9 protein-coding genes and 1 tRNA gene are annotated in these 11,724 nt (G+C 39.9%); 5 read left to right on the top strand and 5 right to left on the bottom strand.

The features are described from left to right. Positions 1–188 precede the first annotated feature (188 nt). Complete coding sequence (locus CUN59_RS06010; protein WP_104386984.1) at positions 189–1,757, bottom strand: class I SAM-dependent DNA methyltransferase; 1,569 nt, start codon at positions 1,755–1,757, stop codon at positions 189–191. 371 nt (positions 1,758–2,128) lie between these two features. Here CUN59_RS06010 and rsfS point away from each other — a divergent pair, with 371 nt between their 5' ends. The 4 genes from rsfS (at position 2,129) to CUN59_RS05990 (ending at position 4,263) form a co-directional block, all read left to right on the top strand. Continuing rightward, positions 2,129–2,566: a ribosome silencing factor gene (gene rsfS / locus CUN59_RS06005; protein WP_104386983.1), complete on the top strand. Its 438-nt coding sequence runs from the start codon at positions 2,129–2,131 to the stop codon at positions 2,564–2,566. 7 nt (positions 2,567–2,573) lie between these two features. After that, positions 2,574–3,074 carry a CGLD27 family protein gene (locus CUN59_RS06000; RefSeq protein WP_104386982.1) on the top strand — a complete coding sequence of 167 codons (501 nt, stop codon included), beginning with the start codon at positions 2,574–2,576 and terminating at the stop codon, positions 3,072–3,074. A 98-nt stretch (positions 3,075–3,172) separates the two neighbouring features. Further along, positions 3,173–4,126, top strand: coding sequence for an asparaginase (locus tag CUN59_RS05995; protein WP_104386981.1), 954 nt, complete (start codon positions 3,173–3,175; stop codon positions 4,124–4,126). A gap of 60 nt (positions 4,127–4,186) precedes the next feature. Then, positions 4,187–4,263, top strand: a tRNA-Met gene (locus tag CUN59_RS05990). Positions 4,264–4,624: 361 nt separating this feature from the next. On the opposite strand, the gene CUN59_RS21920 is transcribed toward CUN59_RS05990, so the two are convergent. The 4 genes from CUN59_RS21920 to CUN59_RS05970 form a co-directional block, all read right to left on the bottom strand. Then, positions 4,625–8,107, bottom strand: a complete 3,483-nt coding sequence (locus CUN59_RS21920; RefSeq protein ID WP_104386980.1) for a class I SAM-dependent DNA methyltransferase — start codon at positions 8,105–8,107, stop codon at positions 4,625–4,627. Between the two features lie 235 nt (positions 8,108–8,342). Further along, positions 8,343–9,011: a phosphate signaling complex protein PhoU gene (gene phoU, locus CUN59_RS05980; protein ID WP_104387001.1), complete on the bottom strand. Its 669-nt coding sequence runs from the start codon at positions 9,009–9,011 to the stop codon at positions 8,343–8,345. 24 nt (positions 9,012–9,035) lie between these two features. Next, positions 9,036–10,367, bottom strand: a complete 1,332-nt coding sequence (locus tag CUN59_RS05975; protein ID WP_104386979.1) for a sensor histidine kinase — start codon at positions 10,365–10,367, stop codon at positions 9,036–9,038. Between the two features lie 53 nt (positions 10,368–10,420). After that, on the bottom strand, positions 10,421–11,173 hold the full coding sequence (locus CUN59_RS05970) for a winged helix-turn-helix domain-containing protein (protein WP_104386978.1): 753 nt from the start codon (positions 11,171–11,173) through the stop codon (positions 10,421–10,423). Positions 11,174–11,477: 304 nt separating this feature from the next. Between CUN59_RS05970 and CUN59_RS05965 the strand changes: the two genes are divergently transcribed. After that, positions 11,478–11,724 (top strand): MerR family DNA-binding transcriptional regulator (locus tag CUN59_RS05965; protein WP_133164002.1); only part of this gene is annotated, 247 nt, incomplete at its 3' end.

Here is an 11,724-nt window from a genome sequence, read left to right as displayed (position 1 = left end):
AATGTTCCCTTCGACTTCGCTCAGGGAACGACTTTCGGCACTTCGGCTTCGCTCAGTACAAGCTTCGCTCAGGGAACGACTTTCGGCACTTCGGCTTCGCTCAGTATAAGCTTCGCTCAGGGAACGTTGTTCGACACTTCGGCTTCGCTCAGTACAAGCTTCGCTCAGGGAACGTTCCTTAGGGAGCGTTACCCTAACAACCCCGCTAATTTCTCCATACCCTGTTGAATTTCTAACTCTAACTTGGCTAAATTAGCCAGAATGTCCTGGGGTGGTAAATGGTCTACCTCCTCATGTACCACTTCTTTGTAACGATTAAGACTTAAATCATAACCTTGAGCCGCAATATCCGTCTTTGGGACACAGAAGCTTTGAGATGTGCGGAGGCGTTCTCGTTCTGTAGTATTACGTAGCTGCCACCGTGCTAAAACATCAGGTAAGTTATTTTTACTATGTTCCTCCGGGGTTAACTGCACAGCCGGCACAGATCCAAGTTTATCCTCAGTTAACAAAGGCGTTCTTTTATCGTCTAAACTCAAACCATCGGCATTGACATCATAGAACCAAACAAAATCAGTTCCTCCCGAATTGGTTTTAGTAAAGAGTAAAATCGCCGTGGAAACTCCCGCATAGGGCTTAAACACACCCCCAGGGAGGGATATGACCCCATCTAGCTTTTGTTCCTCTACCAACAACCGCCGCAGTTCTTTATGTGCTTTAGAAGACCCAAACAGCACCCCATCAGGGACAATTACCGCCGCCCTACCCCCTGGTTTCAGCAGTCTTAAAAATAAAGCTAAAAATAATAACTCTGTTTTCTTAGTTTTAACTATTTCTAATAAATCCTTAGCTGTATTTTCATAGTCTAAAGAACCAGCAAAGGGAGGATTAGCCAATAATAAAGTATAGGTTTCCTCATCATCTGCGTGTTCCTGTGCTAAGGAATCTTTATATCTAACATCAGGATTTTCTACACCATGCAGGAGCATATTCATACTGCCAATTCGCAGCATAGTATTGTCAAAATCAAACCCGTGAAACATCTGCTGGTGAAAATGTGCTTTCAGCTTGACATCTGTTAAGACCTGGGGGTGATGTTGACGTAGGTATTCATTAGCACTCACCAAAAAGCCACAGGTTCCACTAGCAGGATCACAAATTACATCCCCTGGTTTGGGTGCTGTCAGTTCCACCATTAGCCCAATAATATGGCGCGGTGTTCTAAATTGCCCATTTTGTCCGGCGGCGGCAATTTTACTTAACATATACTCATACAGGTCGCCTTTGGTGTCCCTGTCATCCATCGGGATATTAGCGATTAAGTCCACCACTTTAGCAAGTAGCGCCGGGGTGGGAATGGTAAAACGAGCATCTTTCATGTGGTGGGCGTAGGTTGAGTCATCACCACCTAAAGTCCGTAAAAACGGAAAAACAAAGTCATTTACCAAAACATACATTTCTGGCGCTGCGAAATGCTGAAACCGCGACCAACGCAAATGATCATAGGGGCGTTTTTTTAGAGGTTCTCCCGACTCGGATTTTTCTAATACATAATCCCCCTCTGGGAAAATGCGCCGTTCCATCGGCTTTTTGAGTTTGGTAGCTTTGTTTTCTGCTAAGGTATGCAGATCATCCAGACGACGCAAGAATAACAGGTAGGTAATTTGTTCAATTACTTCTAGGGGGTTGGAAATACCACCAGACCAGAAAGCATCCCAGATTTTATCGACTTGACTTTTAATTTCCCCTGATATCATCTTTTATTTTTATCCAGCAATTAATAATTGTCGGCCATGGAAACTGTGAACCTATACCCTAATACTACTATCTTGCGCCCCTGCTCCCCGGCTTTCGTTAATCCTCCTCCTGACTCCTAAATTCTGACTGCTGTTGCAATGTAGGATATGTTACTATTTAAAAAAACATATTCACACAATTGCAGTTCAATTATTTGTTATACCAATTCTGTATGAAAATGCACACAAAAATACCTCCCTATAGTCCCCCCTTGTAAGAAGGGAGGGCGAGGCCGGCGGGTAAACATAAGCAGCTTCATGTAAAATTGGTATTAGTTATTTATACACTTGAACAAGTAGTTGCTTGCAAAAGGAAAAACATCTGAGGTTGAATGACTGAATCTTTGCCAGTAAATTTATCATTGACAAAAAACGCTGTGAACGGACCTAAAACTGACACAGAAGATACAAGTGAAAACTTAGCCTTAGCTATTGTCGAAGCGGCTTTAGACCGGAAAGCAGGGGAAATTATATTACTAAAAGTAGAAGAGATTTCCTACCTGTCTGATTACTTTGTAATGATGACAGGTTATTCTAAGGTACAAGTTAGAGCGATCGCTGATGCTATTGAAGGACAAGTAGAAATAGATTGGCAACGACGACCCCTAAGAACAGAAGGCAAAACTGAAGGTACTTGGGTACTACAAGATTATGGTGATGTTATTGTCCACATCATGATGCCAAGGGAAAGGGAGTTTTATAATTTAGAAGCGTTCTGGGGTCACGCGGAACGTGTTTCTCTACCAAACTCCGATCACATTGGGGGTTAACTGACTTATGATCCGATCCTCCCTTGAGAATTGCCCAGTTCCCACGGAACAACAACCACTAAATGAGTACGAAGAGTTAAAAACTGCCTGGCTATTTAGGGATAGTACCCTAAGCTGGGGTAACTACGCCAAGAAAATGTTTTGGATTTGGGCTTGGTCGTGGTTAGTAGCTGGGCCTGTGGCAGCAGCGAGTTTTCCTCCACAAAAACAGATATTTAATTTCCTCCTTTGTGGATCTGCTGGTGCTAGTGTAAATGTAATTTTGGTATTGGTGCAGTTATACTTAGGTTGGTTCTATGTGCGCGATCGCCTCAACAGTCCCACCGTATTCTATGAAGAATCTGGTTGGTACGACGGGCAAACTTGGACAAAACCCCAAGAAGTAATCAACCGCGATCGCCTAATTGTCACCTACGACATCAAACCAATTCTCCAGCGCTTACAAATTAGCTTTGGTATAATTGCTCTTCTGTATCTAATTGGTGCTATAGTTTGGCATTTCTTGTAAATAGTCATTGTTCATGAGTCATTCGTTATTAGTAAAACAACGGACAATTGACAACCAAACACCGACAACTGAAAAATTCACAGAATATATATAAACCCATGACAATGGGAAAAAGAACTCAAGCCACAGCCCTGGAAGTCCGGTTGCTGCGGGAAGGTATTATCGAATCTCGGCATATAGTCCAGGCTGTTGTTAGCGACGACCGGGGACGGGTGCTTTCTGTTGCCGGTAACGCAGAAACAGCCGCATTTGTCCGTTCTGCCCTGAAACCATTTCAAGCCCTAGCTGTTACCAGCACAGGCACATTAGAACGCTATGATTTGAGCGATCGGGACTTAGCTATTATCACCAGTTCTCATCAAGGTAGTATGGAACAGGTAAGACAGGTATTTAATATCCTCTGGCAAGCAGATATAGATGTTAATGCCCTACATTGCCCCATACCCTCGGATAAACGTAGTCCTCTAGAATATAACTGTTCTGGTAAACACGCGGGAATGTTAGCTGTTTGTCAACAACGCCATTGGCCATTAACTACCTATTTGGATCGTAAACACCCGGTTCAACAGTTAATTATCACCAAAGTGGCAGAATTGTTACGAATGCCAGCCGAAGAATTTCTCACCGCCCATGATGACTGTGGCGCACCCACATACCTGATGCAACTCAGTCAAATGGCTGCTTTATATGCTGTTTTAGCTTCGAGTAATAGCTTGGATATGGAACGCATTGTCCGCGCCATGAACCATCATCCCGTTATGGTAGCTGGAGAAGGGCAATTTGACACAGAATTAATGCGTCTTACTCCTGGCGACCTGGTGAGTAAATCTGGTGCGGAAGGAATACAATGTATTGGCCGCCTTGGGGAAGGGATGGGATTAGCAATTAAAGTCATGGATGGCGCAAAAAGGGCTAAATATGCCGTAGCTATTCACATCCTCCAACAAATGGGCTGGATCAGTCCCAGTATTGCCCAAAGCCTCTCTGAGAAGTTTATGAATCTCGGGAAATACAAACGTTTGGAAGTAATTGGAGAATTATCGCTTTTATAGTTGACAAACTTTTGACTTCGCGTTATATTAAAGGAGTCGAGAGACAAGCGACAAAAGCGACGCGGGATAGAGCAGCCTGGTAGCTCGTCGGGCTCATAACCCGAAGGTCAGTGGTTCAAATCCACTTCCCGCCACCAAATATAAAAACAGAACCCCTGTAGAGTTGAAAAACCTTACAGGGGCTTGTTTTTTTAGATTAACCAATCATATCGGACTTATAAGAGACTAGGCAGCAAAACCCCTGAAGTTGAGTTTTGGAGCGTGGCGGAACGTTCTTGGATTGCAAGAGCTTGGTTTTACGACAATAAGCTGTTACGCAGCTAGATCCAATAATCCTAATGTTGTTATTTCTTGTAGTGCGGGCATCTTGCCCGCAAGAATTATACAAATTAAATGCACAACAGCTTATTCTTGATATCTGACGTGTAAGTCTTGTCAATCCTGAAATCCTGTCAATCCTGATATGGCTAACGCCACGCTTCGCTATCAGACATTCTACTATATTTCCACATATTGCCAATGTTTACTTTCTCCTATTTCTCGACACATTAAAATCCCAAACCATTCTAATCTCTCCAGATTTTCGGTAATAGTATTTTTATATTTTCCACCATTTTTGAATTGAGCAGCAATTTGTTCCACAGTCCACTCGTTAGTATTGGTGCGGAGTAAGTCACGGATAGTTGCAAGTTGGTCTTTTGGTTGTTTGGGAAAAGTTTTTTGTTCCGTGGGAATAATCACGGTTTCTTCTGTTTCCATCACTTCCGTTAGTAGTTGTTGGGTAACTTCGTATGGTGCTTGATATTCAGGACGCAACCAGCGAATTATTCCGTTACGTTCTTCTTCTGCACGTTCAGCATTGAGCGCGACTAATCTTGATAAAATTATTTCCTCAATTTCGGCTTTTGTTTTTTGATGTTCTTTTAAATCTTGCCATTCATAAGCATCAAAAACAGCGTGATCTAATTCATCATGAATTTGTTTGAGGGTGGAAACTAAGGCTTTATTATTATATGTTTTATCTGCTTCGGTAAATGTTTCTCCTTTGCGGAGTTTTTCTAGCAGGTTATACATTCCCGTAATTGTGATTTCGGGATGTTGTGTTTGTACTCGTTTACGGTGGGAGTCTAATCTTTCTCCTAATTCTCGGATTTTCTGTTTTTGTTCTGGTGTAGGATTTGGAAAAGGGAAAGGGTCAAAGCATTTTGTTTTTGTATAAATAGGTCTATCTTCTAATCTTCCACCTGCTGCTAATGCCCAAATAATATGAACTTGACTGGATAAAATACCTAAATAATAAGCATCATCAAAAGCTATCGCAATTAGTCTATTATCAGGTATAACATCATAATTTAAAAATATAAAAACACGATGCTTCGCTGTTTCAACAGTAACTATATATCGTTTTAAATCTTTTAATGCCGGTCTAAGAGTAGCTCTAGCTTCCCCATAAATCCACCAATTATCACGCAATGCTTTACGGTTGTTCATATCCCGTTCAGGCTTAACTCTTTCATATATCCATTGATAAACATTAGGATATAACCTTTGAACTTCTTCAATTGATAAACCAAAAAGGTCTATTGTATATAAACCTCTCGCTTTATCAGTAATATCTCGTCCATGAAGATATTTTTTAATAACTGGTACTTTATTATTTAATTCATTAAATCCTAAATCTATAGCTTCTTGTTTTGTTAACAAAAATCCTGCTCCTGTCATTTTCATACCTGGGCAAGATAGTTGCAAATTAGCTTTTATTTTTTGGCATTTTCCAATATCCGAACCTGTTTTAAGATTACTAAAAATTAATCCTACATTTCGCCATTGAATATCAACTTTTTCTGCTAAATCTTCTGGTGTTTCTCCTGTATTTTCACAAATCACATTTGCTAAATGAGCAACATTTGAACTTTGCAAAGTATCTAATTCACCCGCAGTCATAGCAATATTTACGGCTGCACCTTCATCTGTCCAAGGATGATCAGGAATAGCGAAAAATAACCGAATTGGATTTTTTTGATTTTGGTGAAATTCAATTACTTTTCTTTGTCTAACTTGACTAATGCTATTAGTAGTAATAAACCCAAATGTCTTAAATTTACTATTTGTTCTGGTTAAATCAGCCGCTTTATGCCACCAATACATTACAAAATCTACAGTATCAGGTACATCTGGATAAACTTGACGTAGCGTTTCTGTATATCCATCACCTAATCTATCCCTCATTCGTGCATTACCAATAAAAGGAGGATTAGAAACAATATAATCTGCATCTGGCCATATAGCAGGACGAGGATGAAGATAACGATAAATAGGAATTTGATCACTCGCATCAGGAACATCTTCACCCGTCACAGGATGCTTGATCATTTTTCCACCCCAGCGAGTTTTTACCTGACCCGTTTTAATATCAATATCTAACTCCTTCCCATCATAATCTAACACCGCATCCCGAAATTCAATATTATGAAAATCCTGTAAAATCGGTTCTGGTGGTGGTGTACTTCCATAGCGTTTAAAATGCCATTGTAAATAACCAATCCAAATTACTAACTCTGCAATAGCGGCCGCTCTAGGATTAATTTCAATCCCTAAAAATTGCGCCGGGTTTACCTGTTTTCTTCCTGCTAAACGCGGATCAAATTCCTCTAATAAATTCGTTGTTACTTCTCCCAAAATATCCAGTAACCGCGTCTGTACTTCCTGTTCCAATGTCTTTAATAAATCTAATGTTACATATAAAAAATTACCCGAACCACAAGCAGGATCAAGAATCCGAATTTGTTGTAATTTATCTAAAAATGCCCTAATTTCATATTCAGCTTTTTCTATTTGTACTTTTGTCGGTTTTTGCTGTGTTTCTTTGAGAGTTAAAAAGCGATTAACCTCCGATTCCACTAATAACCATTCTGACCGTAAAGGTTCTATAACTACGGGACGCACCAACCGCTCAACATAGGATCGAGGTGTGTAATGCGCTCCTAAACTTTTCCGTTCTTTACTATCTAAAGCTCGTTCTAATAATGTCCCAAAAATCGCCGGTTCTACCTCAGTCCAATCTTTATTTGCAGCTTCATACAGCACTTCTAACTGTTCTTTCGGTAAATCAAAAGCAGTTGCATGAGCAAAAAAGCTGCCGTTAAATTGGGGAATTTCATCAAAGTTAAATTCTCCCCCAGTATTCATCACTTTCCACAGTCTTTCAATCTGGGTTTTAAATGTCTTGGGTTCAACCAACCAACGTTCTTTTAATGCTTTAGTAAAAACTTCTCCTGGCAATAATTTTACATCTTCCGCAAACATGGTGAAAATGCAGCGCATGAGGAAATTAGCGACTTCTTTGGGTTCGTGTCCTTGTTTTTCTAACCACCGCGCTAATTTAGCTAAGGTATCCGCAACTTCTCTTGTTACCCGCGCTCGATATTTTTCTGGGTTTAAACTTTGCGGATCATTAAATATAGCAACAAAGCGATTAAATACTTTCTCGTTTAAAAGCTGATCAAGATCAATTTTTTCCCGCGCACCATAACCACCATAGTTACCACTAAAACTCATCCACATTTCAAAATGTGAACCAATATCACAGGTAATTAAAAAGGGAGGTTTACTTGGTAGAAAAGGTGTATAACTTTGAGCTTGATAAAAAGCTTTTTCCATTGCGATATCATAGGTTTTTGTCCCTCGTTTAGCAGTACCCCGTTTAGCAGCATTTCCCCCTTGTTTAGCTTCAATTAAAAAATGTCCTTCTTTGTAGAAGTCTGCAAAGTTTGTCGTAACTCCATCTTTGTTAAAAATTTTGATGTCTTTATCAAAACAATAGCGATCGCCAGCTATACTACCTTTAGGTAATGGACGCTCTACCCCCAAAGCATCACAAAGTTCTAAAAAGAAACCCTGATAATTTGCTCTCTCGTTCCCCTGAGAACCTTTCCACTTTTGCAGAAATATTTTTACCCGTTGACAATCTTCACTTTTCATGGCAGACTAAAACCCTGAATATTAATTATTTATTGTCAAATATTTTCAGAATCAGAATTTACAACATCTACCAAAAACTGGGCTTTTACACAAGTTATAAGTTCTATTTATCTAAATACGATTTTAAATAAGTTTTTTTGAAAAAAATTTTATTTTTACTTCTAGGACGGGGCTTGTATCCCATATTTTTGGTCATAGTAGGGTGGGCAATGCCCACCAGCATTTACTCATCACCCTAATTTCTTTGACCGGTCACAATATATGTAACTCGTTGAGCTATATTGGTAGCGTGGTCTGCCATGCGTTCTAAACAACGAATTGCTAAAGTTAACAGCAGAATTGGTTCAATGACTCCGGGAAAATTTTCTTGGTGAGCAAAGGTTTGATAAAGACGTTCATAAGCATTATCTACAGCATCATCTAACTGCTTCATTCTTTGTCCACTGGTTTCATCTAAGTCCGCCAAAGCAACTAAGCAATTTGCTAACATAGCTTGGGCGTGTTGAGACATAACCGCTATCTCTGGCAAAGAACTATGTTGAGGATAAGGAAACAGTTTAATGGCAATTTCCGCTAAATCTTGGGCATAGTCGCCAATACGTTCTAAATCTCGAACTAGTTGCATAAAAGCACTTAAACAACGCAAATCTTTTTCTTTGGGTCTTTGACGGATAATAATGGCGGTACAATCTAATTCTATTTGTCTATAAAAGCGATCAATTTTTTTGTCTAATCGGGGTATTTGTTCGGCTGCCATTAAGTCCCCATTAAATAAGGCTTGGTGGCTGAGACGAAAAGATTGTTCTACTAAAGCGCCCATGCGTAACAAATCCCTTTCTAAACGCCTAATAGAACGTTCTATAGGCTGTATTTCAGAATTGGGTGTATAAAATACAGTTTTCACACTTGTCATATAAAAAAAGTATAATTATATATTTCCTTGATTATAATCTTGATTAGGCGAGTTTGTCATGATTTGAGGTAACTGAATTTGTATCCAAGCACCTCCGGTTTCTCTATGGTTCATGGCCTTAATTAAACCACCGTGGGCAATGATTATTTGCTGGACAATAGCTAAACCTAAACCAGTACCTGCAATTCCGGTGGGGGAATTTGCTTCATTGACTGGTGAACGGTAACGAGCTTTATCTCCGCGATAAAATCTTTCAAATACATGGGGTAAGTCTGCAACAGCAAAACCAGCACCAGAGTCAATGATATTGATTTCCAATATTTGACCGTTATCAGTAGAAATTATTTTAGTTTCAATGAGAATAGTAGTACCATTGGGACTATATTTGATGCTATTATCTATTAAGTTAATAAATACTTGGTACAGTCGAGATTTATCTGCCTGAATATAGATGTTTTCTAGACCAGAATAGATCATGTTTAAAGATTGACCTTGGGCAATTGGTTCTAGGGTTTCCCAGGCGGACATAATTAGCGATCGCATTTCCACCATTTCTAAATTTAACTCCATGGTGGGGTTATTTTCCATTTGCGTCAATTCTAACCAGCTTTGTACCAAATTAATCAGCCGATCAACTTCGTGCATCAGCCTATTAACCCAACGGTCTAAAGGTGGTTCTAAACGGCTTTGCAAAGTTTCTACCACCAGACGAATAGCAGTGAGAGGAGTACGGAGTTCATGGGCTAAATCGGAAAAAGAGCGATCGCGTTCTTGTTTCAAATCTAGCACAGCCTGACAATTTTCCAAAAATACCCCCACTTGACCCGTAGCTAAGGGTAAGGTTGAAGCCCGCAGAAACATAGACTTTACCTCTGTCATCACCTTAGCATCCTCACAAGCAGGATGAAATACCCATTCTTGCACCTGGGGTTTTTGCCAATCACGAGTTTGTTCAATTAACTGGTCTAACTCATAGGATCGCACCAACTCTAGCAACAAACGCACCTGCCCTGGTTGCCATCTTTGAAGATATAAAATTTTCCGTGCTTGCTGATTGCACCATAATAGTTGATTTTCTTCGTCTACCTGTAAATATCCCAGTGGGGCAAAATCGAGCAATTCTTTATACATAGATAATGATTGCTGCAATTCTTGGTACTGCTTATTCACCATAGATATTTCGCGGCGTAAACGAGGTCTTAACAGCAGTTGAACATTAGTAATTTTACGAAAACGAGAACTAGCAGGTTGTAGTAACCGCTCTACATACCAGTTAAGATGGACTTGTTGCCAAACCCAAAAACCAAGGCCGACAAGTAAACCTAGCAAAAATCCCAATAAAAACATTAAAGTCCTTAGTTGCTTTGTGATTACTCAAAATTAGCAACTATCTTCAACAATTAACCAAATCTGTAGCCAAAACCTCTAACAGTGACAATATACTCTGGATGACTGGGATCTTCCTCCAGCTTTTCCCGTAACCAACGGATATGAACATCAACAGTTTTGCTATCCCCAACAAAATCAGGCCCCCATATTTGGTCTAACAACTGTTCCCGTGACCATACCCGACGGGTATAACTCATAAATAATTCTAACAGGCGAAATTCCTTCGGAGATAAATTTGCCTCTTCTCCCCGCACCATTACCCGACATTCTTGGGCATTTAAGGTTATATCCTTGTGTTTGAGTATAGGAACTTGTGGCAATGTAATTAAACGCTGACGGCGGAGTAAAGCCCGACACCGTGCCACTAATTCCCGCATACTAAATGGTTTAGTCAAATAGTCATCAGCACCCACTTCTAAGCCCAGTACCCGGTCAGTTTCGCTACCTTTAGCACTTATCATTAAAATTGGTACAGAGTTGCCTTGATGACGCAGAAAACGGCAAATATCTAGACCATTGATTTGCGGTAACATTAAATCTAATACCACCAGGTCCAAAGATAATTCTTCAGGATTATTTTCACAACTTTTCAGATATTCTATCGCTGCTCGGCCATCTCTAGCGGTAATTACCTCATATCCTTCTTCTTCCAGAGCGAGAACTAACATTTCCCGAATCAGTTCTTCGTCTTCCACTATAAAGATACGGCTGGTTTGTCCAATGTCCGCTCTTACAGAATATTTAGCTAATTCACTGGTATACATTAGTTTTGCAAGTGTATAACAAAGTCTAGTATATTATAAATCATGCCAATGATACATTCATTTTGATTTTGTTTATGTTTCCCTAAATTGTAAATTTTTGTATCAGTATCTCTCCCTTCTCCCTTGACAACCACAGATTACTCTATTAAAATTTTAGTACAAAAATACTAACTAAGAGGGTAGGGAGCAGTGGTGTGGCGTTAGCCACACTTTGTGAACGGCTACGCTCACCAACCGATGAGCAGAGGGAAATTAGCTAGTTAAATATTTGCCAACTAATACTAACTAATGCTATACTTTCCCTATGGCATACATACCACTTAGAAAAGCGGTCGAATTTCTGGGATTGCATCCAAATACCTTGAGGAGATATGCAGATGAGGGGAAAATCAAAAGCATTAAAAACCCGGCAGGACAAAGATTGTACGATGTCGAATCATACATCAGGGGCGATTCAATTAGAACTCCCACTATTTGCTACTGTCGGGTTAGTTCCTCAAAACAGCGAGATGACCTTGATAGACAAATCGCCTATATGCAATCCCTCTACC

This window comes from Cuspidothrix issatschenkoi CHARLIE-1 (assembly GCF_002934005.1).
GTDB lineage: Bacteria > Cyanobacteriota > Cyanobacteriia > Cyanobacteriales > Nostocaceae > Cuspidothrix > Cuspidothrix issatschenkoi.
The sequence above is the reverse complement of the archived record's forward strand: the minus strand, read 5'-3'. Positions and strand labels throughout refer to the sequence as shown.